This window comes from Novosphingobium sp. YAF33 (assembly GCF_052113265.1).
Taxonomy (GTDB): Bacteria; Pseudomonadota; Alphaproteobacteria; order Sphingomonadales; family Sphingomonadaceae; genus Novosphingobium.
In genome coordinates, this window is record NZ_JBFRCW010000006.1 from 472,123 (window position 1) to 495,856 (window position 23,734).

General features: G+C 65.1%; 18 protein-coding genes and 2 tRNA genes. 11 read left to right on the plus strand and 9 right to left on the minus strand.

Annotated elements, in window-relative coordinates:
* Nucleotides 1-16 precede the first annotated feature (16 nt).
* Entirely contained in the window at nt 17-1,183 is a 1,167-nt protein-coding gene (locus AB4Z00_RS15120) for an acyl-CoA dehydrogenase family protein (protein ID WP_134093802.1), read from the minus strand.
* Between the two features lie 151 nt (nt 1,184-1,334).
* On the opposite strand from AB4Z00_RS15120, the gene AB4Z00_RS15125 reads away from it, so the two are divergent.
* The 4 genes from AB4Z00_RS15125 to AB4Z00_RS15140 all read left to right on the plus strand — a co-directional run bounded on the left by AB4Z00_RS15125 (nt 1,335) and on the right by AB4Z00_RS15140 (nt 9,147).
* On the plus strand, nt 1,335-2,534 hold the full coding sequence (locus tag AB4Z00_RS15125; RefSeq protein ID WP_442046444.1) for a CaiB/BaiF CoA transferase family protein: 1,200 nt from the start codon (nt 1,335-1,337) through the stop codon (nt 2,532-2,534).
* A gap of 138 nt (nt 2,535-2,672) precedes the next feature.
* Nucleotides 2,673-4,448, plus strand: a complete 1,776-nt coding sequence (locus AB4Z00_RS15130) for a thiamine pyrophosphate-binding protein (protein ID WP_442046445.1) — start codon at nt 2,673-2,675, stop codon at nt 4,446-4,448.
* A 94-nt stretch (nt 4,449-4,542) separates the two neighbouring features.
* The gene (locus AB4Z00_RS15135; protein ID WP_442046446.1) at nt 4,543-5,964 is read left to right on the plus strand and encodes an aldehyde dehydrogenase family protein; all 1,422 of its coding nucleotides are present in this window, start codon (nt 4,543-4,545) and stop codon (nt 5,962-5,964) included.
* A 219-nt stretch (nt 5,965-6,183) separates the two neighbouring features.
* Nucleotides 6,184-9,147: a TonB-dependent receptor plug domain-containing protein gene (locus tag AB4Z00_RS15140; protein WP_442046447.1), complete on the plus strand. Its 2,964-nt coding sequence runs from the start codon at nt 6,184-6,186 to the stop codon at nt 9,145-9,147.
* A 73-nt stretch (nt 9,148-9,220) separates the two neighbouring features.
* On the opposite strand, the gene AB4Z00_RS15145 is transcribed toward AB4Z00_RS15140, so the two are convergent.
* The 6 genes from AB4Z00_RS15145 to accD all read right to left on the minus strand — a co-directional run bounded on the left by AB4Z00_RS15145 (nt 9,221) and on the right by accD (nt 13,456).
* Entirely contained in the window at nt 9,221-9,487 is a 267-nt protein-coding gene (locus AB4Z00_RS15145; protein ID WP_132268007.1) for a hypothetical protein, read from the minus strand.
* Between the two features lie 107 nt (nt 9,488-9,594).
* Nucleotides 9,595-9,668 (minus strand) — tRNA-Gly (locus AB4Z00_RS15150).
* Between the two features lie 152 nt (nt 9,669-9,820).
* Complete coding sequence (locus AB4Z00_RS15155; RefSeq protein WP_132268005.1) at nt 9,821-10,768, minus strand: acetyl-CoA carboxylase carboxyltransferase subunit alpha; 948 nt, start codon at nt 10,766-10,768, stop codon at nt 9,821-9,823.
* Between the two features lie 35 nt (nt 10,769-10,803).
* Nucleotides 10,804-12,153, minus strand: coding sequence for an acetyl-CoA carboxylase biotin carboxylase subunit (gene accC, locus AB4Z00_RS15160; RefSeq protein WP_132268003.1), 1,350 nt, complete (start codon nt 12,151-12,153; stop codon nt 10,804-10,806).
* A gap of 14 nt (nt 12,154-12,167) precedes the next feature.
* Nucleotides 12,168-12,611, minus strand: a complete 444-nt coding sequence (gene accB / locus AB4Z00_RS15165) for an acetyl-CoA carboxylase biotin carboxyl carrier protein (protein ID WP_132268001.1) — start codon at nt 12,609-12,611, stop codon at nt 12,168-12,170.
* Nucleotides 12,608-13,456, minus strand: coding sequence for an acetyl-CoA carboxylase, carboxyltransferase subunit beta (accD, locus tag AB4Z00_RS15170; RefSeq protein WP_132268000.1), 849 nt, complete (start codon nt 13,454-13,456; stop codon nt 12,608-12,610). Before accD ends, accB begins: the two co-directional genes overlap by 4 nt.
* A 467-nt stretch (nt 13,457-13,923) precedes the next feature.
* Here accD and AB4Z00_RS15175 point away from each other — a divergent pair, with 467 nt between their 5' ends.
* From AB4Z00_RS15175 to AB4Z00_RS15185, 3 genes are all read left to right on the plus strand, one after another.
* On the plus strand, nt 13,924-14,340 hold the full coding sequence (locus AB4Z00_RS15175; RefSeq protein ID WP_442046448.1) for a secondary thiamine-phosphate synthase enzyme YjbQ: 417 nt from the start codon (nt 13,924-13,926) through the stop codon (nt 14,338-14,340).
* A 152-nt stretch (nt 14,341-14,492) separates the two neighbouring features.
* Entirely contained in the window at nt 14,493-15,872 is a 1,380-nt protein-coding gene (locus AB4Z00_RS15180) for an L-serine ammonia-lyase (protein WP_442046449.1), read from the plus strand.
* A gap of 204 nt (nt 15,873-16,076) precedes the next feature.
* Nucleotides 16,077-16,298 (plus strand): hypothetical protein, encoded by a 222-nt coding sequence (locus AB4Z00_RS15185; protein WP_132267994.1) that lies wholly within the window; start codon nt 16,077-16,079, stop codon nt 16,296-16,298.
* Between the two features lie 55 nt (nt 16,299-16,353).
* On the opposite strand, the gene wecC is transcribed toward AB4Z00_RS15185, so the two are convergent.
* Together wecC and wecB are read right to left on the minus strand one after the other, a co-directional pair.
* Nucleotides 16,354-17,655 carry a UDP-N-acetyl-D-mannosamine dehydrogenase gene (gene wecC / locus AB4Z00_RS15190; RefSeq protein ID WP_442046450.1) on the minus strand — a complete coding sequence of 434 codons (1,302 nt, stop codon included), beginning with the start codon at nt 17,653-17,655 and terminating at the stop codon, nt 16,354-16,356.
* Nucleotides 17,633-18,787 carry a non-hydrolyzing UDP-N-acetylglucosamine 2-epimerase gene (gene wecB / locus AB4Z00_RS15195; RefSeq protein ID WP_442046451.1) on the minus strand — a complete coding sequence of 385 codons (1,155 nt, stop codon included), beginning with the start codon at nt 18,785-18,787 and terminating at the stop codon, nt 17,633-17,635. The genes wecC and wecB overlap by 23 nt, the downstream gene beginning before the upstream one ends.
* Nucleotides 18,788-18,911: 124 nt before the next feature.
* Here wecB and dcd point away from each other — a divergent pair, with 124 nt between their 5' ends.
* The 4 genes from dcd (at nt 18,912) to AB4Z00_RS15215 (ending at nt 23,675) form a co-directional block, all read left to right on the plus strand.
* Nucleotides 18,912-19,466, plus strand: a complete 555-nt coding sequence (gene dcd, locus AB4Z00_RS15200; protein WP_132267991.1) for a dCTP deaminase — start codon at nt 18,912-18,914, stop codon at nt 19,464-19,466.
* Between the two features lie 73 nt (nt 19,467-19,539).
* Entirely contained in the window at nt 19,540-20,127 is a 588-nt protein-coding gene (locus AB4Z00_RS15205) for a DoxX family protein (RefSeq protein ID WP_442046452.1), read from the plus strand.
* Between the two features lie 245 nt (nt 20,128-20,372).
* Nucleotides 20,373-20,448: transfer RNA gene (locus tag AB4Z00_RS15210), tRNA-Val, on the plus strand.
* A 290-nt stretch (nt 20,449-20,738) separates the two neighbouring features.
* Nucleotides 20,739-23,675: a TonB-dependent receptor domain-containing protein gene (locus AB4Z00_RS15215; protein ID WP_132267987.1), complete on the plus strand. Its 2,937-nt coding sequence runs from the start codon at nt 20,739-20,741 to the stop codon at nt 23,673-23,675.
* Nucleotides 23,676-23,734: the final 59 nt, after the last annotated feature.

Here is a 23,734-nt window from a genome sequence, read left to right on the forward strand (position 1 = left end):
CTCAAGGGGAGCCGCCTCAATAACTCTTGGGCAGTTCCAAAACCCTCTCGGCGATGAAGTTCATGATCTGGTGCGGACTGACCGGCGCGATGCGCGGGATCATCACTTCGCGCAGGTAGCGCTCGACGTGGTATTCCTGCGCATAGCCCATGCCGCCCATCGACATCACGGCGGTCTGGCACGCCTCGAACCCGGCTTCGGCGGCAAGGTACTTGGCGGAGTTCGCCTCCACCCCGCAGTCCAGCCCCTTGTCGAACAGGGTGGCAGCCTTGAACACCATCAGGCTGGCCGCCTCCACCTGCATCCACGCCTTGGCGAGCGGGTGCTGGATGCCCTGATTCTGGCCGATCGGCCGCCCGAACACCACGCGTTCCCGCGCATAGCGTGAGGCCCGCTGGATCGCGACGCGGCCCAATCCGGTCGCCTCCGCCCCCAGCAGCACGCGTTCGGGATTGAGGCCCTTGAGCAGGATGCGGAACCCCTGGCCTTCCTCACCGATCAGATCCTCGTCCGGGATGAACAGGTCGGTGATGAACATCATGTTGGAGCCGACGGCGTGGCGGCCCATCTTGGGGATGATCCGCGTCTCGATGTGTTCGCGGTCGAGCTTCGTATAGAAAAGACTGAGGCCGTCGGTCTTCTTCTTCACCTGTTCCAGCGGTGTGGTGCGGGCGATGATCAGCATCCGATCGGCGATGTGGGCCTGCGTGATCCACACCTTCTCACCATTGACGCGGTAACCGCCCGGCACTTTCTCAGCGCGGGTCTTGAGGCTGGTAGTGTCGAGCCCGGTGTTCGGCTCGGTCACGGCGAAGCACATCTTCTCCTCGCCCGACAGGATCGGCGGGATCATCCGCTGCTGCTGCTCCTCGGTGCCGAACAGCATCACCGGCTCCAGCCCGAAGACGGGCAGGTGGATGGAGGATGCCGCCGTCATGCCGCCGCCGCTCTCGGCCACGGCCTGCATCATCACCGCCGCCTCGGTAATGCCCAGCCCGGCGCCGCCGACGCTTTCGGGCATGGCCACGCCCAGCCAGCCGGCATCGGCCATCGACTTGTGGAACTCGTAAGGGAATTCGCCGCTGCGATCCTTTTCCAGCCAGTACTCGTCAGAGAACTGCGAACAGTGCTTGAGAACGGCCTCGCGGATGTTCTGCTGGTCGTCGGTCAGGGCGAAATCCATGGCGTTCCTCTTGTCTTCCCGCTCCCCGAACTAGCAGCGGGCCCTTTGCCTCACAACCATCATCGTGCCGATATGCGCCCATCAAACGCAAATACGAATGGTTTTCGCTCGGGCGTTGCGTTACGCATAGGCCAACGAGAAGGAGAGGGCCTTGACCGCGAGCAAGGATTCGAAAGGTGGCGGACCATTAGCCGGCCTGCGCGTGGTGGACCTCACCAGCGTGGTCTTCGGCCCCTATGCCACACAGATCATGGCGGACATGGGCGCGGAAGTTATCAAGGTGGAGCCTCCCGAGGGCGACAACACCCGCTGGATCACCCAGGGCCCGGTGCCCGGCATGGGCGGCATCTACGTCAACGTGAATCGCGGCAAGCGCGGGATCGTTCTGGATCTGCGCGCCGAGCAGGACCGCGAGAGCCTGCGCGCGCTGATCGCCACGGCGGATGTCTTCATCCATTCGATGCGCGGCAGCGCGATCCGCAAGCTGGGCTTCGATTACGAGGCGGTGCGCACGATCCGGCCGGACATCGTCTACACCAATTGCTACGGCTATTCGCGGCGCGGGCCGGAGGGCGACAAGCCCGCCTATGACGATACCATCCAGGCAGAATGCGGCATCCCGCATGTGCAGGGCCTGATGAACGGCGAGCCCGGCTATGTCGCCACGATCATGGCAGACAAGGTGGCCGGCCTCCACGCGCTCTACGCGACGATGATGGCGCTTTATCACCGCGAGCGCACGGGAGAGGGCCAGGAAGTGGAAGTCACCATGTTCGAGGCGATGACCTCGTTCATGCTGGTGGAGCACGCCAACGGCGCCATGTTCACGCCGCCGACGAGCCCCGCACACTATCACCGCGCGGTCGAGCCGAACCGCCGGCCATACAAGACGCAGGACGGCTACGTCGCCGCGCTGGTCTACAATGACAAGCACTGGAACGCTTTCGTCGAATCGGTGCAGCCGGAATGGGCGACGGAGGAGTTCTCCACGCTGGAAAAGCGCGCCCGCCAGATCGGCCGGGTCTATGGTCTGCTGGGCGAGACGTTCCTGACCCGCACCACGCAGGAATGGCTCGACACTCTGCGCGGCCTGCACATCCCCTGCGCGCCGCTGCGCTCCACCGACGAATTGTTCGACAACGCGCACCTGAACGCCATCGGCTTCTTCGAAGAGGTCGAGACCGAGCAGGGCCCGGTGCGATTCCCTGGCGTGCCGACGTGGTTTTCCGCCACCCCGGGCCGGGTACGCGGGCCGGCGCCCACGCTCGGGCAGGACAACGAAGCGGTGCTCGCAGAACTGGCCGAAGAGGCCCTCAGCGTCGCCCCGGCGATAGCAGTCGATTCCAAGTGAACAGTACTGTTGATTTCACCTGACAGTGTCCCGAGGCTTGGGCTAACCACATGTTCAAGCCGTGCCTTGGGAAAAAGAACGGCAACCTGATTCCCCCCGCATCGCGGGCAGAAAACGGATCGAGAGGAAGGCAAGACGATGTACGACGATCAACCCCAGGCCGAAGCGCCTGTTTCGGCACGCAAGGGCACCCCGGTTTTCAAGCGCATTCTCGACCTGTTCGAGGCTGAGGGCATCAAGACCCTGTTCGGCATTCCCGATCCCAACTTCGTCCACTTGTTCCTTGAAGCCGAATCGCGCGGTTGGACTGTCGTTTCGCCGCACCACGAAGCGTCCGCCGGCCACATGGCCGCCGCCGCCGCCCGCATCACCGGCAAGCCCGCACTCTGCATCGGCACACTCGGGCCGGGCATGGCGAACATGATGCCCGCGATTCAGTGCGCCAAGGTTGAGAACGATCCGGTGATCTTCATGGGCGGCCAGCGCGCCCGCATCACCGAGCGCCGCGTGCGCCGTGGCCGCATCCAGTTCGTGCGGCAGGAGCCGATGATCGAGGATTCGGTGAAGTTCTCCAGCTCGATCGAATATGCCGACCAGACCGACGAGATCGTGCGCGAAGCCATCCGCGTCGCCATGTCGGGCACGCCGGGACCGGCCTATATCGAGTATCCCGCGCACGTCATTCTGGAAGAGCTGGACCTGCCGCCGGTGCTGCCACCGCACCGCTACCGCCTGACCAATCAGGGCGCCGACGGCGACCGCATTGCCGAAGCGGCCGAGATCATCCGCAATGCCAAGAACCCGGTGCTGCTGGTGGGTCACGGCGTCTACACCGCCAAGGCCGGCGCCTCGGTCAAGGAACTGGCCGAACTGATGCAGTGCCCGGTCATCCAGACCTCGGGCGGAACCTCGTTCATCGAGGGGCTTGAGGACCGCACGTTCCCCTATGGTTTCTCGGAAGCGTCGATCGACGCCGTGGTCGAAAGCGATTGCTGCGTGGCACTCGCCACCGAACTGGGTGAGCCGAGCCACTATGGCCGCTGGCGCCACTGGGTGGACAACGAAGCCAATCGCAAGTGGATCTACGTCCAGCAGGACCCGACCGCGATCGGCGTCAACCGCCCGATCGACGTGCCGCTGGTGGGCGATGTGCGCGCCGTGGTGCCGCAGCTGGTCCGCGCCCTCAAGGATACGCCGCGCAAGGCGGCAGCCTCGCTGGCCGAATATATCCAGCGCGATGCTGACCAGCTTGTCGAACTGGCCGAGGAAGCCGCCGGCAAGCCCGATGGCTCCACCGCGAAGATGCACACCAGCCAGTTCGTCACCGAAGCGACCAAGGCCTTCCCGAAGGACGGCATCCTGATCCGCGACGGCGGCGCCACGGTGATCTTCCAGTGGACCTATTCGCAGGCCAAGCCGCACGACGTGATCTGGAACCAGAACTACGGCCACATCGGCACCGGCCTGCCCTATGCGACGGGCGCCATGCTCGCCGACCAGGCCGAAACGGGCAAGCAGCGCCCGGGCATGCTGATCACGTCGGACTCCTCGTTCCTGTTCCATGTCGGCGAACTGGAAGTGGCGGTGCGCAAGAACCTGCCGCTGGTGGTGATCGTCGGCGTCGACTTCCAATGGGGCCTCGAAGTGGGCGTCTACAAGCGCACCTTCGGCAAGGGTACCAAGGAAACCGGCGTGCACTGGTCCGACAAGGTCCGCTTCGACAAGATCGCCGAAGGCTTCGGCGCGGCAGGCGAATACGTCGAGAAGGCGGAAGACATCGGCCCGGCCATCCAGCGCGCCTATGAGCGCGGCGGCTGCACCGTGATCCACGTCCCGATCGACCCGGCTGCGAACTCGGAAGAAATGCCGAACTATTCGGAATTCCGCACCTGGTATGCCGAGGGCACCCAGTAAGCCGGAAACCGGAAAACCAATGCAGACCTGAAGCGAAGCCGCTCCCTCTCGATCCGAGTGCGGGGCGGTTTTGCTTTAGGAACGGGAGAGAACGATGCGCAATTACACCCAGTTCTACATCGACGGGCAGTGGGTCGATCCCATCGCGCCGCGCACCGCACAAGTCGTCAATCCGGCCACCGAGGAAGTCTCCGGCACGATCTCGCTGGGTTCGGCCGCCGATGTCGACAAGGCCGTGGCCGCCGCCCGCCGTGCTTTCGCCACCTTCGGCGAGACGAGCGCGAAGGAACGCCTCGACCTGCTCGAAGCGATCCTGGCCGAATATCTGAAGCGCGAAACCGAACTGGGCGAGGCCGTCAGCGAGGAAATGGGCGCGCCGATGTCGCTCGCCTGCGGGTTCCACACGCTGCTGGGCAAGGGCCACCTGTCCACCGCGATCGAAGTGCTGAAGGACTTCAAGTTCGAGGAACAGCGCGGCGTCACCATGATCCGCAAGGAGCCGATCGGCGTCTGCGGCCTGATTACGCCGTGGAACTGGCCGATGAACCAGACCTGCGTGAAAATCTTCCCGGCCCTCGCCGCCGGCTGCACGATGATCCTGAAGCCTCCGCAACTGGCGCCGTATTCTGCCCAGATCCTGGCCGAAATCCTGCACGACGCGGGTGTTCCCGCCGGCGTGTTCAACATGGTGCAGGGCAAGGGCAGCGAGATCGGCACCGCGCTTTCCACGCATGAGGACGTGGACATGATCTCCTTCACCGGGTCGGAGCCGGTGGGCGTGCAGATCCAGAAGGACGCGGCCGATACCGTGAAGCGGGTCGGCCTCGAACTCGGCGGCAAGTCTGCATGGATCGTGCTCGACGATGCTTCGCTCGCCGCCAACGTCGCCGCCGCCACCGGCGGGATGATGGGCAATTCCGGCCAGACCTGCTCGGCCGGTTCGCGCCTGCTGGTGCCCAGCGCGCGCATGGACGATGCCGTGGCCGCTGCCACCGAGGCTGCAAACGGCGTGACCGTAGGCGATCCCAAGGGCAACTTCGCGATGGGCCCGGTCGTCTCCAAGAGCCAGTACGAGATCATCCAGGGCTATATCGAGAAGGGCCTGGAGGAAGGCGCCAAGCTGATCGCCGGCGGCCCCGGCAAGCCCGAGGGGCTCGACAAGGGCTACTATGTGAAGCCCACCGTATTCGTCGGCACCAATGACATGGTGATCGCCCGGGACGAGATCTTCGGCCCGGTGCTGGTCATCATCGGCTACGACGACGTCGATCACGCGGTGGAAATCGCCAACGATTCCAACTTCGGCCTGGGCGGCTACGTTTCTGGCGAAGACCTCGACGCAGCGCGCGCGATTTCGCGCCGGATGCGCACCGGGGCGATCTGGGTCAACGGCGGGTTCGACTTCCACGCGCCCTTCGGGGGCTACAAGCGTTCCGGCAACGGACGCGAATGGGGCGAGCACGGATTTGCCGAATATCTCGAAACAAAATCGGTAGTTGGCTGGAATCAGGCCTGATTGCGGCGGGGGATCGGAGCGGCACTTGGCAGTGCCCTCCGACGCGTCCCCGCATTAAACTGTTGCAATCCTACAACGGACATCCGTGATAATTCCGCCAATGCATCGTTACATTTCTTGTTAATCGCTACGTAAATCTCTTCGCGTACCGCCGCCGTGTTCCCTTCTGACCACTTCTCGGTCCGACGGGCCGATGCGACTGTCTAAGGAACGCGAAAAATGATGACCCGCAAGGACAAGGTCCTTCTCGGCGGAACGCTTGTGCCGACCCTCGCCTTGCTCTTCCCGCAGCCCATTCTGGCGCAGGAAGCCGGCGATGCCGCAGGCGAAGCGATCGTCGTCACCGGATCGCGGATCGCGCAGGCCTCGTCCGACGCGCCCAATCCGGTGACCGTGGTAACGGCGAAGGACGTGCTCGAATCAGGCACGACCAACCTGACCGACTTTCTCAAGACCATTCCGGCCCTGCAGAACTCCGTCGGGTCTTATGACACCAGCGGGAGCCGCGCGGGTATCGGCTTCACCGGGCTCAACCTGCTGAACTTGCGCAATCTCGGCACCCAGCGCACTCTGGTGCTGATCGACGGCCGCCGCCAGGTCGCCTCGGTCCCCGGCGTGCAGTCGGTGGATATCAACACCATCCCGCTCGATCTGGTCGAGCGCGTCGAAGTGCTCACCGGCGGCGCTTCGGCGGTCTACGGCGCGGACGGGGTATCCGGCGTCGTCAACTTCATCCAGAAGCAGGACTTCGAAGGCCTGACCGCCCGTGTTCAGACGGGCATTTCCGGCCACGGCGATGCCGGCCAGCGCCTGATCGCCCTCACCGCGGGTCACAATTTCGCCGGCGGCCGCGGCAACTTCGCCCTGGCCTGGGAGCACGGCGAGGAAGACCGCCTCAGCGCCCATTCGCGCCGCTATCTCGACGGCGAGAACAAGGTCGACTTCTACCTCAACCCTGCCGATACCGAGGCCGGGCTGACCAATGACGACGGTATCCCCGACTACGTGCCGATGCGGAATATCCGCTATTTCGACACCTCGCGCGCGGGCGGAATCGACGTCAATTTCGACGGTGTGCCCGATTTCGTCGGCGCCGACGGCCAACTCTTCGACCACGGTACCCTCGTGGCCCCGGCCTACCAGCAAGGCGGCTCGGGCACGCTCGTTTCCGACTATGGAAACGACCTCCTGCCGCAGATCAAGCGCGACGTGGTGAGCGCCTCGGCCCATTTCGACGTCAGCAGTGCGCTGACGCTCTACGCCGAGGGCAAGTACGCCAGCAGCCGCTCCTTCTCGCTGGGGCAGCCGACTTTCGACTATTACCTCTTCATCCCCCAGGACAATCCGTACATCCCCGCGGCCGTCCAGCCCTATATCGATCCGGCGATGGGCGGTGTGCTCGTCAACCGCGACAACTTCGATTTCGGCCGCCGCGGCGAGGACGTGACGCGCGAGACGATCCGCAGCGTCGTCGGCGCGCGCGGGCAGATCAGCCCCAACTTGCGCTACGATTTGTCCTACGTCTTCGGCCAGACCAAGGTGAAATCGCGCTACGTCAACAACATGCTGACCGACCGCTACCTCGCCGCGATCGACGCGGTGAGCGAAGGCGCGAACAACAGTGGGGGCGGCGTGACCTGCCGCGTCAACACCCAGGCCGGATGGACACCGTTCCAGCCCTACAACCGCAACCGCGCGCCGATCCCGCCCGTGACTTTCGCGCCGGGCGACTGCCTGCCGCTCAACCTCTTCGGTGAGAACAACGCCGCGAACCAGGCCGCGCTGGACTGGATCATGGCCGATACGACCGACCGCACGACGATGACCCAGCATGTCGTCAGCGGCACCCTGACCGGCGACAGCCAGGGCCTGCTGGAGCTTCCCGGCGGACCGATCTCCTTCGCGCTGGGCGGCGAATATCGCAAGGAGACCAGCCGGTTCGTGGCCGACGAACTCGTCTCGCAGGGCCTGACCTTCACCAGCGCCTTGGGCGACACCCGCGGCGCGTTCGACGTGTGGGAGGTCTTCGGCGAAGTGAACCTGCCGATCCTGGCGGACATGCCCTTCGCCCATCGCCTGTCCGCCAACGGCGCCGTCCGTTATTCGGACTATTCCACCGTCGGTTCGACCAGCGCATGGAAGCTGGGCGGCGAGTGGGCCCCGGTGCAGGACGTTACGTTCCGCGGCTCCTACTCGAAGTCGGTCCGCGCACCGAACATCAGCGAACTCTACACCGGCGCCACGCAGACCTATCAGGCGATCAACGATCCCTGCGGCTCCGCCTATCTGCAGAACGGTACGCAGTACCGTGCAGCGAACTGCAGCGCCCTGCTCACCTCGCTGGGCGCCGACCCTTCCGGCTTCAACGGCGTAACCGGGCAGGTCATTCCCGGCTACGGCGCCGGCAATCCCGACCTGAAGGAAGAAACCGCGAAGACCTGGACCGCAGGAGTGGTGCTCCAGCCCACCTTCCTGCCGCGCCTGACGCTCTCGGCCGACTGGTACGACATCCGCATCCGCAATGCGATCAACGTCACCACCGCCCAGAACCTGGCCGATCTCTGCGTGGATCAGGCCAGCCTCGACAATCCCTATTGCGGCGTGGTCACGCGGCAGAACGGCGGCACCGGCGCGGGCAATATCACCGGCTTCCAGCTGACCCCGTTCAACGTGGCGCAGATCCGCACTTCCGGGCTCGACCTGGCGCTCGCCTATGCGATCCCGACGGCGAGCGCCGGCACCTTTGGCGCGCGGGTCATGGCCAATTACCTGCACCGCCTGGATTCGGTGCCGATCCCCGGCGCGGCCACGGTGAACAACGCCTATGTGGCCGGCGCACCGAGGTACCAGGTCACGGCCGACCTCACCTGGCAGAGCGGCGCCTTCGGCCTCGACTGGCAGATTAACTACGCCTCGGCCGTCTATCGCTACGACCGCCAGACAATCGCCGCCAATCCGGACATCGTCGCGCCCGAATATCTCAAGTTCAAGGCGCGCTTCTCGCACGACCTGAGCCTGACTTACGATGTGGGCGACCAGTTCACGCTCTATGGCGGCGTGACCAACCTGTTCAACCAGAAGCCCGACCTCGGCAGCCTGAACACGCCGATCAGCGCGGTGGGCCGCTATGTGTTCCTGGGCGCCCGGGTCAAGCTGGCCGACCTGTTCGGCGGCGCCAGCTAAGCACGGAGTCCAAGGAAACGAAAAAAGGGGCCGCGTCGCTGCGGCCCCTTTTTTCATGCCCGGCCTCCGGCGCTCAATCCTGTCCCAGGGCACCCGCGATCATGAAGCGCCAGGTATTCGCAGCGTCGTTGCGATAAGCCTCCTCGCTCTCGTTGCTGCCGACATGACGCACGATTTCCGCGCCCGATTCCGTCATGTACAGGTCCGGCTCGCGGATCGCTTCGAGCACCGCCCGCGCTGCGGCCTTCAGCTTGTCGCGCGAAAGCGCGTCCACTGCATCCCAATCGCCGTAGCCCAGCGTCTCCGCCAGAGCCCGCATTCCCCGTTCGACAGGCGTCATTTCGCATCCCTCATAGCCCCAAGGCCCGTCCAGACACACCATGCGCCCGGATTTGTCCAGCCGGGACGCCAGAATCCGGCAGCGAGATCGGATCTAAATGGGAAGTTTGGAGCGGGTGAAGGGAATCGAACCCTCGTATTCAGCTTGGGAAGCTGCTGCTCTACCATTGAGCTACACCCGCGGATCGGCGGCGATGCAGCGCATCGGCGATCGGTAAGCCCGCGCTCTGACACAGCGGGCCGGGACGGTCAATGGGGATGGCGCCGCCCTTTCCCTGCAGGAAGAGCGACCGGAAGAGGCACCGACCCACCGGCCGGCGCCTCTTCCTGGAAATCACGCGCGGCCGATGGCCAGGAAGCGTTCCTCGCGGCGGGCGAGCAAGTCGCTGGCCGGAAGTGCGTCCAGCGTGTCCAGTTCCTCTTCGATCGCGGCGAACAGCGACCGGGCGGTGGCCGGGGCATCGCGGTGAGCGCCGCCGACGGGTTCGGAAACGACGCGCTCGATCACGTTCAGCGACAGCAGGTCCTGGGCGGTGACCTTCATGGCCTCCGCTGCGTCGGGAGCCTTGTCAGGCGTGCGCCACAGGATCGAGGAGGCACCTTCCGGCGAGATCACCGAATAGATCGAGTGTTCCAGCATGAGCACGCGGTCGGCCGCGGCCAGCGCCACGGCGCCGCCCGAACCGCCCTCGCCCACGATTGCCGAGACGATCGGCACCGGCACGGCAAGGCAGGCTTCGATCGAACGCGCGATCGCTTCGGCCTGGCCGCGCTCCTCGGCTTCGATGCCCGGGAATGCACCGGCCGTATCGACCAGCGTGACGACCGGCAGGCCGAACTTGCCCGCCATTTCCATCAGGCGGATCGCCTTGCGATAGCCCTCGGGCTTGGCGGAGCCGAAATTGTGCTTGATGCGGCTGGGCGTGTCGTGGCCCTTTTCATGGCCGAGCACCATGACCTTGCGGCCATTGAGCCGGGCCAGGCCGCCGATGATCGCCGCATCCTCGCCATAGACGCGGTCGCCCGCGAGCGGAACGAAGTCGGTGAAGCCGAGGCGCAGGTAGTCGAGGAAGTGGGGCCGCTGCGGATGGCGGGCCACTTGCGTCTTCTGCCAAGGCGTCAGCTTGCCGTAAGTCGCCGCCAGCATGCCGGCGCTCTTCTTCTCCAGCCGGGCGATCTCGCCCGCGATGTCGAGGTCGCTGTCGCTGGCGGTCGTGCGCAGCTCCGCGATGCGCGCCTCGAGCGCGGCGATCGGCTTTTCGAATTCAAGGAACGAGATCATGCTCTTTTCCGTCTACCTGCCTGGTCCAGCGCGCCTCAACCGGCGCGCTTGGCCAGCCATTCTTCCAGCCACTTGATCGTATATTCGCCGCTCTGGAACTCGGGGTCCTCGAGCAGGGCCTGGTGCATCGGGATCGAGGTCTTCACCCCGTCGATCACCATTTCCTCCAGCGCGCGCTTCAGGCGCATGATCGCACCCTGGCGGGTACGGCCGGAGACGATCAGCTTGCCGATCATCGAATCGTAGTACGGCGGAATCCGGTAGCCTGAATAGAGCCCCGAATCGACGCGCACGTTCATGCCGCCGGCCGCGTGGTAGTTGGTGACCTGGCCGGGCGAGGGCGTGAAGTTCCACGGGTCTTCCGCGTTGATGCGGCACTCGATGGCGTGGCCCTTGAACTCGATGGCATCCTGCGTGAAGGTCAGCGGCTTGCCGTCGGCAACGCGGATCTGTTCGCGCACGAGATCGACGCCGGTGATGGCCTCGGTCACCGGATGCTCCACCTGCAGGCGGGTGTTCATCTCGATGAAGTAGAACTCACCGTTTTCCCAGAGGAACTCGATGGTGCCGGCGCCGCGATAGGCCATGTCGGCCATCGCCTTGGAGACGATGCCGCCCATGCGGTCGCGCTCTTCGGGGGTGATGACCGGCGAAGGCGCTTCTTCCAGCACCTTCTGGTGACGGCGCTGGAGCGAGCAGTCACGCTCGCCAAGGTGCACGGCCGCACCGTTGCCGTCGCCGAACACCTGAAACTCGATGTGGCGCGGGTTGCCGAGGTACTTTTCCATGTAGACCGTGGCGTCGCCGAAGGCCGCCTTGGCCTCCGAGCGGGCCTGGCCCATCTGGCTTTCCAGTTCCTCGGCCGAATTCACGACCTTCATGCCGCGGCCGCCGCCGCCGGAAGCGGCCTTGATGATGACCGGATAGCCGATGGTCTCGGCCAGTGCGCGCGCCTCGTCGAAGTCCTCGATCGCACCATCGGAGCCCGGAACCAGCGGCAGGCCGAGCGCACCGGCGGTGCGCTTGGCTTCCACCTTGTCGCCCATCGTGCGGATGTGCTCGGGCTTGGGGCCGACCCAGACCAGACCATGCGCCTCGACGATCTCCGCGAACTGGGCGTTCTCGGAAAGGAAGCCATAGCCGGGATGGATCGCGTCGGCCTGGGTGATCTCGGCCGCGGCGATGATCGCCGCGACGTTCAGATACGAGTCCTTGGCCGCCGGCGGGCCGATGCAGACGGCATGGTCGGCCAGCCGCACATGCATGGCGTCAGCGTCGGCGGTCGAGTGGACCGCCACGGTCTCGATGCCCATCTCGCGCGCCGCGCGGTGGATGCGCAGCGCGATCTCGCCGCGGTTGGCAATCAGGAGGCGCTTGATACTCATGAAGCGTCCGGTCCTCAGGCGATAACGACGAGCGGCTGGTCGAATTCGACCGGCTGCTGGTTGTCGACGAGGATGGCCTGGATCGTGCCGCTCTTGGGAGCGTTGATCTGGTTCATGACCTTCATGGCCTCGACGATCAGCAGCACGTCACCCGCCTTGACCTGCTGGCCGACGCTGATGAAGTTCGGCGCGCTGGGCTCGGGCGCGAGGTAGACGGTGCCGACCATGGGCGACTTGACCGCATCGACCGGAGCGGCCGGAGCCGCTTCGGCGACCGGCGCGGCAGCAGCGGCAACCGGCGCGGCGGCCAGGGCCGGGGCGGCAGCGGCAACGATCTGCTGTGCGACCTGACGCACGACCTTGATCTTGCGTTCGCCGTCCTCGACCTCGATTTCGGTCAGTCCGGTTTCAGCAAGGAGCTCGGCGAGCTCGCGTACCAGCGCGCTGTCGATGTTCACGCAACTTCCTTTCGTTCAAGATATTCGAGCAGCGAGGCCAGCGTGTCTTTGAGGTCCTTGCGTTGGACCACCATGTCCACCATGCCGTGGGCATGTAGGTACTCGGCGCGCTGGAARCCGTCGGGGAGTTTTTCGCGGATGGTGTCCTGGATCACGCGCTGGCCGGCAAAGCCGATGAGCGCGCCCGGCTCGGCGATCTGGACGTCGCCCAGCATCGCGTAGCTGGCAGTGACGCCGCCGGTGGTGGGATCCGTCAGGACGACGATATAGGGAAGCCCGGCCCGCGCCAGGCGGCGGATGGCCACGGTGGCCTTGGGCATCTGCATGAGCGAGAGGATGCCCTCCTGCATGCGGGCGCCGCCCGCTGCCGTGCAGATCACGTAGCCGCAATCTTCGGCAATGGCGCGTTCGACGGCCTCGACGAAGGCCTCGCCCACGGCCATGCCCATCGACCCGCCCATGAAGGCGAAGTCCTGCACGCCGAGCACGACCTTGCGGCCATCGATCGCGCCGAGCGCATTGGTGAGCGCATCGGGGAACGGATTGGCGGCGCGAGCGGCCTTGAGACGGTCGGAATACTTCTTGCTGTCGCGGAAGTTCAGCGGGTTCTCGGGGACCCGGGCCGCGGGCAGCACGGAATAACCGGCATCGAGCAGCTGGTCGAAGCGGGTCTGCGCACCGATGCGGCCATGGAACTGGCAACGCGGGCAGACCGACAGATTGTCCTCGAACTCCTTGGTGAAGAGCATCTCGCCACACCCGCGACACTTGGTCCACAGGTTGTCGGGCGTATCCCGCTTCTTCAGGCTCCCGAGGGAATTGCGTACCTTGCTAAGCCAACTCATGACGAACCCTTGCGTGAATCTCATGCGGCCCGGTGAGTCCGGGCTCGCCTGCTGGATCGACCGAGCGCAATGCCTGGGGCTGGTATTCCTGCGCCCCTTGCGACCGAACGATCTCTATGTGCGACGTGCTCCGCGCTGGCCTGTCGGGCCCGCCGCCGAGCGCGGCAATACGCGGGGACAATGGGTTGATCAATCGCCAGAACGCGTCGGTATGCGCAAAAAGTGCCGCACGCCCTGCCGAAGGGAGGGTGAAAGGCGCAGAAATCCGCGAATCCGGCAGGCCATCGGGCACCCCCTCAAAAGATCCATGGAAACGGCGAAAACAGGGTTTTTTCACCCCTTTACCAATAGGTCAAGCGGCAAATGCGTGACCTTTCGAACACGGCTTGGCCATTTCTCCCCCTCCCCGCGCCGGCCGGGCAGCACGCGATTGATGCCGCGGGCGGAGCGGTTCAGGGTGGCGGGCGATGAAACAGGCGACCACGATCCTCGCGTTCGAGACACCCGGCCGGGGCCTCACCGATATCACCCGCACGATAGCCCGATGGCAGCAGGAGAGCGGCATCGGCGAAGGGCTGCTGACCATGCTCTGCCGCCACACCTCGGCCTCGCTGCTGATCCAGGAGAACGCGGCGCCGGAAGTGCGCGGTGACCTGATGGCATGGCTCGACCGGGTCGCGCCCGAAGGCGGTCGCTATGCCCATGACGACGAGGGGCCGGACGACATGCCCGCGCACCTCAAGGCCGTGCTCACCGGCGTGAATCTCGCGGTTCCGGTGATCGGCGGCCGGCTGGCGCTGGGCACCTGGCAGGGGATCTACCTCGCCGAGCATCGGCGCCGGCCGCATCGGCGGGAACTGGCGCTGCACCTGATCGGCACCTGATCCCATGCACCTCCCGGCGGCCGGGCAGACTGTTCCGCCCGGATCGCGCTCGCGGCTCTTGCATCCGCCCCCGCGATGCCTATCCACGCTGGCTACCTGGATTTCGGAGACTGTGCCGTGTTCTTCCCCCTTTTCCTGCATGAGTCTCTCTCTTGATCTCGGCACTCGACCTATTCCGCATCGGTCTTGGCCCTTCCAGTTCGCACACGGTCGGCCCGATGCGAATCGCCGCCCGGTTCCTCCAGACGCTGGATGACGCCGGACAATTCGCCGCGATCGCGCGGGTGCTGGTGGAATTGCAGGGCTCGCTGGCGCTGACGGGCGAAGGCCACGGCACGCCGGACGCCTGCCTGATGGGGCTGATCGGCTTCCAGCCCGAGACCGCCGAACCCGAGGAAGCCCAGGCCGCCGCCGCCGCCGTGCGCGAGACACACCGGATCGCGCTGCTCGGCCAGCGCGAGATCGCCTTCGATCCCGCCACCGATCTCGTGCTCGATTTCGAGCACATTCCCGACCTTCATCCCAATGGCATGGTGCTGACCGCCTTCGACGAAACCGGCGCGGAACTCGCCCGGCACGACTATTTCTCGACGGGCGGCGGCTTCTTTTCCAGCCGCCACCAGCTGGAACAACCCGCGCCGGACGATCAGGTGACGCACGGCCCGCCGGTCGCCTGGCCCTTCGGCTCGGGCGCGCAGCTTCTGGAAGTCTGCGAGACCAGCGGGCTCGACATCGCGGGCGTCATGCTGGCCAACGAGGCCGCGCGCCGTGACGAGGCGGAGACCCTCGCCGGGCTGGATGCCATCGCCGATGCCATGAATGCCTGCATAGACCGCGGCCTCGAACGCGAGGGCCTGCTGCCCGGCGCGCTCAAGGTCCGCCGCCGCGCCCGCGCGATCCACCAGAACCTGATCTCGCGCCCACAGGACAACCAGGCCGAGACGCTGATGGACTGGCTGAACCTCTATGCCATGGCGGTGAACGAGGAAAATGCCAGCGGCGGCCGGGTCGTCACAGCCCCCACCAACGGCGCGGCCGGCATCATCCCTTCGCTTTTGCGGCAATATTGCAGCGAAGGACGCAAGGCCGTGCCCGGCAAGGCGCGCCGCTACCTGCTCACCGCTGCCGGGATCGGCCTGCTCTACAAGCAGCGCGCCTCGATCTCGGGGGCCGAAATGGGTTGCCAGGGCGAAGTGGGCGTCGCCTGCTCGATGGCGGCAGCGGGGCTGGCGGCAGTATGGGGCGGCACGCCCGAACAGGTCTGCGCGGCGGCCGAGATCGGCATGGAGCACAACCTCGGCCTCACATGCGATCCCGTCGGCGGTCTGGTGCAGATCCCCTGCATCGAACGCAATGCGATCGCCTCGGTCAAGGCGGTCAATGCTGCCAAGCTCGCGCTCCATGCGGGCGAGACCCCGCGGGTGTCGCTCGACCAGGTGATCGAGACGATGCGTCAGACCGGGCTCGACATGTCCAGCAAGTACAAGGAAACCAGCCAGGGCGGGCTGGCGATCAACGTGGTGGCCTGCTGACGGCAAGCCTCGCGCGCGGCTTCACTCAGGACCTCGCACGGGCCGCGCACCAGGGGCGTGCCGGCCCGTTCCCACGCCCCATCCTTTCCGATGTTCACCGCAACTTCAGGCACGCTCGTGCTTTGCACCTCCCGCGCGGCGGGTGCGACGCTGCGATCGCCAGAAAAGTCAGGCGAAAGTTTGAATTTCAGAAGGATACCAACAATGACGAAGACCGGCGCCACTCTCCTTGCCGCCCTCGCACTGGGCGCGCTCGTTCCTGCCGGTGCCGCCATGGCCCAGCCTGAGCGTCATCCCACGCCGCATCACCAGACCGTGGTGAAGAAGACGACGGTGAAGAAAACCGCCGTCCGCAAGCCCGTGCACAAGAAGGTCACCTGCCGCTACGTCGTGCAGCACGGCCGCAAGGTAAAGGTCTGCCGCTGACGCCTTTCCGGCCCTCGTTCACGCGGGGGCCGGACCTGATGGAAGGGCGCTGGCCTCAGGCCGTCAGCGCCAGCCGCGCCTCTTCCTCGCGCACGACGCGGGGCTGATCCGGCCAGATGCCGCGCGTATCGTAGACCAGCTTTTCCGCACGCTCGGCCAGCGGCACCACGCGGAACACGTCATGGTCGACCAGGACGATCAGGATTTCGCAGTTCTCCAGCGCATCGTCGATGTCGATCTGGACAGCGCCCGTATCGGTGAACTCGATAGGCAACTGCGCCGCGTAAGGTTCCACCACATGGATGCGGCTGCCGAACTTGCGGGCCAGACGGCTCGTGACGAAGCGGGCCGGGCTCTCGCGGAAATCGTCGATATTGGCCTTGAAGGCGAGCCCCAGGCAGGCGACCTTCGCCTCGGGATTGGCCTCTACCAGCGCTTCGGCCTTGGCGATGACATGGCTCATCTTGTGGTCGTTGACGCCGCGCGCAGTGCGGATCAGCGGCGTTTCCTCAGGCGCACCGTGGACGATGAACCAGGGGTCGACGGCGATGCAGTGCCCGCCCACGCCCGGTCCCGGCGTCAGGATGTTGACGCGCGGATGGCGGTTGGCGAGGCGGATGACTTCCCACACGTCCAGCCCCATGCGGTCCGCCACCATCGACAGCTCGTTGGCGAAAGCGATGTTGACGTCGCGATAGGCGTTCTCGACCAGCTTGGTCATCTCGGCCGATCGGGCATCGGTGGTCACGCACTCGCCGCGCACGAAGCGCTTGTAGAACGCCAGCGCCTTGCGCGCGCAGCGCGGGGTGATGCCGCCGATCGAGCGATCGTTGTTGGTCAGTTCCTCAAGGATGCGGCCGGGCAGCACGCGCTCGGGGCAATAGGCGATCGAGACATCCGGGATGTCGCGCGTCTTGCCGGGGATCTTCAGGTCCGGGCGCAGCTCGGCGATCAGGTCGCGCAGTTGATCGGTCGTGCCGACCGGCGACGTCGATTCGAGAATCACCACGTCCCCCGCCTTGAGCACCGCGGCGACCGAGCGGCCGGCGGCGAGGACATAGGAGATGTCCGGCGCATGGTCCTTGTCGAACGGCGTGGGCACCGCGATCACGAAGACATCGGCAGGCGCGATCTCGGTGGCGGCCGAAAGCAGCCCGCGCGACACGACGCCTTGCACAAGGCCGTCGAGATCGACTTCCTCGATATGAATCTCGCCGCGGTTGATGGTGTCCACGACGTTCTGCGAGACGTCGAGGCCAAGCACTTTGCACCCGGCGCGGGCGATCACGGCAGCGGTGGGAAGGCCGATATAGCCAAGACCCACGACACAGACGTCAGGCTTCGAATCCGATTTCATGCGCAAGCAGCTCCACGATTCGGCGCGAAGTCTGCCCATCTCCGAAGGGATTGTGAGCGCGCGCCATGGTCTCGTAGGCCCCCCTATCATCCAACAAGGTTGATATTTCGGTAACGATCGTCTCGGCCGAGGTTCCCACCAGCTTCGCGGTGCCGGCCGCGACGCCTTCCGGCCGTTCAGTGGTTTCGCGCATGACCAGCACCGGCTTGCCCAGCGCCGGCGCTTCTTCCTGCACGCCGCCCGAATCGGTCAGCATGATCTCGGAGATCGCCAGCAGCCGTGCAAAGTGCGGATAGTCCAGCGGCTCGATCAGGGCGACGTTGTCCAGCCCGGAAAGCCGCTCGTTCATGACCTTGCGCACATTGGGGTTGAGGTGGACCGGGAAGATCACGGCCGTATCGCTCCGCTCGGCGATGCGGCGAATGGCCTGGGCGATCTGCTCCATGCCCTCTCCGAAATTCTCGCGCCGATGGCTGGTGACGCCGATGATCCGCTTGCTCGCAAAGCGCGTCTCAAGATCGGCCAGCCCCGCGGCCAGCGCCGGTTCGCGCGCGATTTCGGCCGTCACCCATTCCAGCGCATCGATCACGGTATTGCCCGTGACATGGACGCGCGACGGATCGACGTTCTCGTTGACCAGGGCGTTCCGCGACGTTTCGGTGGGCGCGAAGTGCAGGCTGGCCATGCCGCCGATGATCTTGCGGTTCACCTCCTCGGGCCAGGGATGGTAGATATTGCCCGAGCGCAACCCCGCCTCGACATGGTCGACCGGCAGCTTGCGGTAATAGGCCGCCAATGCCCCGGCCATCGCCGTGGCCGTATCGCCCTGCACGATGACGCGGTCCGGCCTGGCCGCGTCCATCACTTTGCCCAGCCCCGTCAGCAGGTTCGCCGTGAGCGCATCCAGCGTCTGGTCCGGCTGCATCACGTCGAGATCGTGATCGGGCACGATCCCGGCAATCTCCAGCACCTGGTCCAGCATCTGGCGATGCTGCGCCGAGACGCAGACCACACATTTGAAACGCGGATCGGCCTTGAGCGCGTGGATCACGGGAAACATCTTGATCGCTTCCGGGCGCGTGCCGAAGACGACGAGGATACGGGCCGGGGTCATGCGGGTCTGGGCGGTCATGCGGCGGACATAGCAGCGGAGGGGTAAGGGTGAAGTTAAAAGACCGAACGCCGCTCCATTTCCGGGCGTGGACAAGGTGGCCGGGGGGCTTGCCCCCGCCCCGCCCATCGGCAATCACTCTGCCATGTCTATCCTGAGCGACAAATGGATCCGCAGCCAAGCGCTGGAAAACGGCATGATCGAGCCTTTCGTCGAGGCCCAGCGCCGCGACGGCTGCATCTCCTACGGCCTGTCCTCCTACGGCTACGACGCCCGCGTCGCGCCGGAGTTCAAGATCTTCACCAATGTCGATTCGGCGGTGGTCGATCCCAAGAACTTCGACAACAATTCCTTCGTGAACCGCGAAACCGACGTCTGCGTAATCCCGCCGAATTCCTTCGCGCTGGCCCGCACGGTCGAATATTTCCGCGTGCCGCGTGACGTTCTGGTCATCTGCCTGGGCAAGAGCACTTATGCCCGCTGCGGCATCATCGTGAACGTCACCCCGCTGGAACCGGGCTGGGAGGGCCACGTCACGCTGGAATTCTCGAACACGACGCCGCTGCCCGCCAAGATCTATGCCAACGAAGGCGCCTGCCAGTTCCTCTTCCTCAAGGGCAACGAACCCTGCGAGACGAGCTATGCCGACCGCGCCGGCAAGTACATGGGCCAGCTCGGCGTAACCCTTCCCAAGCTCTAGGCCCGGGCGCCAGGGAACAATCGCCCGATACGTCCGCTTCTCCCGGCATGAACGCCATGTCGGGAGAGAAGACATGTCCAAGATCGCTGCCATAATCGGGCGCTTCCTGATCGCCCTGATCTTCGTGATTTCCGGTGTCTCCAAGCTGATGGACATCAGCTCTACCGAGACCATGATCGTTGCCGCCGGCCTGCCGGGAGGGCTCGCCGTTCCGGTCGGCCTGTTCGAACTTCTGGCCGGGCTGTGCCTTGCCGCGGGGTTCATGGTGCGCCTGGTATCCGTCCTGCTGGCGGTCTTCGTCGCCGCGACGATCCTGTTCTTCCACAACAAGTTCACCGACCCCATGCAGCAGGTCATGGCCCTGAAGAACGTGGCCATCATCGGCGGCCTCGCGCTGGCCTTCGCACATAGCCAGATGTGGAGCCACTACTACGCCATCGCCCGCGAGCGTCACGGCGAACTGGCGGCCCGCAGTGCCGAGGAACGCATTCGCGACGCCGAACTGCGCGCCGCCCGCGCCGAAGCCCGCGCCGACGCCATCGCCGAAAACCAGACCGCACCGACTTACGTGGAAACCACCCCGCGCACCGTCGTGACCGACTACAACCACGACGGCGTCCCCGAAGTCCGCGCCCGCCATCGCCGCTGGTTCGACTGGTAAGCCCTCCACGAAGACCGAATCGCCTTCCCGTCCCGCGCATCTGGTGGAACGGGAAGGCAATCCGCTGCCCGAATCCACCGACAACCGCCTTTTTCCCTGGTATATGCACCTGCGCGATCACGCACTGTGGGACAGTCCTTCCCCGGAAACCTGCGGAAACGACGAAAACTGCCCAGCTCCCAGTTGACCCGGTGAGGATTTCTCGTAAAGCGGCCTCCATCGAGCCACCCCACGCGGGTCGCTTCGGGCGGTTAGCTCAGTTGGTAGAGCATCTCGTTTACACCGAGAGGGTCGGGGGTTCGAGCCCCTCACCGCCCACCATTCCACATCGTTGGTAATGCGTCTCCGACCGGATTTCCGGTCTGATGCGACGCATCGCGTTGGCACGCTGACCGCTCTGCCATCGATTCGGCAGGCACCCCTTTCCCCTTCCCAAGCTCCCTGCATCGTCGTTTCGGCGAAGCCTCGATTCGGCCGTCCCGGGGGCAGGTTCGCCCGCTTGTTGCGCATGAATTAACCCAATTTCACCGCGATACGATATTTCGTATACGATATTTGACAATGTTGGATTTGTGACGCAAGGTTGGCGCAATCAAAAGGGAGTCATGACCATGAGGGGTCACAGAAGGAAACTTTATTGCGCGGCCGCACTGACAGCGATCATCGCTGGCACGGCCCAGGCCCAGGAAGCGGCACCGGCCGATGCCGGCGTTGCCAACGACATCGTCGTTACCGGCACCCGCATCAAGCGCGCCGACCTTGAGAGCAACAGCCCGCAGACCGTCGTGGGCGCCGACGAGTTCCGCTACCAGGGCGCAACCACGGTCGAGCAGGTGCTGAACCGCCTGCCGCAGTTCACCGCCGACGCCAACGAGAACGTCTCGAACGGTTCGGACGGCACGTCCAAGATCAACTTGCGCAACCTCGGCTCGAACCGCGTGCTTACGCTGCTCGACGGTCAGCGCCTGATGCCTTCGCAGGCCATCAACCTCTCCTTCATCCCCAGCGCCCTCGTCGAGCGCGTCGACGTGATGTCGGGCGGCGCCTCGGCGGTCTACGGTTCGGACGCTCTGTCGGGCGTCGTCAACTTCGTCCTCAAGAAGGACCTCGACGGCGTTCGCATCGACGCGCAGACGGGCTTCTCGCAGCACAATAACAACAACAGTTCGCTCCGCGCGCTGCAGAGCGGCTCGGGCTACGACACGGCCCCGTCCTCGGTCATCGATGGCGGCAAGCAGGATGTCACCATCGCGGCGGGCAAGAACTTCGCCGATGGCCGCGGCAACATCACCGTCTATGGCGGCTACCGCAAGTTCAGCCCGGTCCGCCAGTCGAGCCGCGACGTCTCCGCCTGCGCCCTGCAGGACCGTGAATCCGTTGCCGGCTCCGGCAGCTTCGACCAGCTGTTCTGCGGCGGTTCCAGCAACACGCCTTACGGCTCGTTCATTCCGCTCTCGGACCTGAGCCCGTACAAGGGCCAGACCCTCATCAACAACCGCGACGGCAGCGGCACGCTGGTGCCCTACGATCCTTCGTATGCCTACAACACCTCGCCGGACAACTACTTCCAGCGCTCCGACGAGCGCATCACGGCGGGCGGCTTCGCACGGTACGAATTCAGCAAGGCGGCCGAAGTCTACGGCAGCTTCATGTACATGAACGACCAGACGTTCTCTCAGGTCGCGCCTTCGGCGGTCTGGTTCGGGACGGCGTTCGACGTATCCTGCAACAACCCTTACGCCAACGCATCCCAGCTTGCCGCCATCTGCGGTTCGGCTGCCGGCACCGACGCGACCGCTCCGACCAACGTGGGCTACCGCGTCGTCGGCCAGCCCCGCCGCGACAACCTGCGCTTCAACGACTACCGCTATTCGGCGGGCCTGCGCGGCGACATCGGCAGCGGCTTCAGCTACGACGTCAACTACATGTACTCGCTGGTGAAGTTCAAGGAAACGTACCTGAACGACGTGAACCAGGCGAAGGCGGGCCTCGCCCTCAACGCCGTCAGCGTCAACGGCGTGCCGACCTGCCGCTCGGTCATCGACGGTACCGATCCGAACTGCATTCCGATCAACGTCTTCACGCCCAGCGGCGTGACGGCAGACCAGGCCGCCTACATCTTCGGCGAAAGCAACACCGCCTCGCGCAATTCGCTGGGTGTGATCTCCGGATCGCTGAGCGGCGACCTCGGCCAGATGGGCGTGACCCTGCCCTGGGCGGAATCGGGCGTCGGCATTGCGCTTGGCGTCGAACGCCGCCGCGAAACGCTGAACTTCACGGCCGACGAAGTGGCGCAGCAGAACGGCGTGTTGCCCTCCGACGGTATCATCGCCGTGACCGAGGCCTTCGGCGAAATCGAAATCCCGCTGATCGAGAACAAGCCGTTCTTCCGCTCGCTCACGATCAACGGCGGCCTGCGCTACTCGTCTTACGACAACAAGCAGAACTCGACCGGCATCAAGTCGGGTTACAACGTCTGGACCTACAAGGGCGAAATCTCGTGGGCGCCGGTCGACGACTTGCGCGTGCGCGCCAGCTACAACCGCGCCATCCGCGCGCCGAACGTGGCTGAACTCTTCGCCTCGCAGGCGGTTGGCAACGTCAACGGCACCGACCCTTGCGCCGGTGCCAATCCGAGCGCCTCGTTCGAAATCTGCCAGGCTACCGGCGTCACCCAGGCCATGTACGGCAGCATCCCCGGATGCCCGTCCGACCAGTGCTCCGGTCTTGGCGGCGGCAACGTCGCACTCAAGCCCGAAACCGCGGACACCTATACCCTTGGAGTCGTCATCACACCGCAGGCGCTGCGCCGCTTCTCGCTGTCGATCGACTACTACAACATCAAGGTGAAGGACTACATCGGTTCGATCGCGCCGTCGCTGATCATGGGTCAGTGCGCCGCCACGGGTGATCCGTACTTCTGCGGCCTGTTCGTTCGCGATCCGCGCTCGGGCCAGGTCTTCGGCCAGAATTCGGGCTACATCATCTCCACCACGATGAACACGGGCTACCTCAAGACCTCCGGTCTCGACGTGAATGCGGATTACACCTTCGACGTCGGCAATCTGGGCAGCGTCAATCTGGGTCTCGTGGGCACCTACCTCATCGAGCAGGTTTCCCAGCCGGTGCCCGATGGTGGCTCCTACGACTGCAAGGGCCTGTTCGGCTATACTTGCGGCCAGCCCACCCCCGAATGGCGCCATGTCGCGCGTCTTTCGTGGATGACGCCCACCGACACGACCGTCTCGCTGTCCTGGCGCCACATCGGCGGCACCAAGCTGTCGAGCCTGACCGACAATCCGCTGCTTTCGGCAGACAAGACCGTCGTGAACCGCAAGATCAGCGCCTACAACTACTTCGACCTGTCGCTGACCCAGGCGATCGACAAGCGCTTCACCCTGCGCGCAGGCGTGAACAACATGTTCGACAAGGATCCGCCGGCTCTCGACTCGGGCCTGCTGCAGAACTTCGGCAACGGCAATACCTACCCCGGTGTCTACGACGCCTTGGGCCGTACGATCTTCGTCGGCTTCACGGCCAACTTCTGATCCAGGAGGAACAGCGACCCCTTCCACCCACCCGGGGGTCGTTTTTCAGGAAAGCCCGT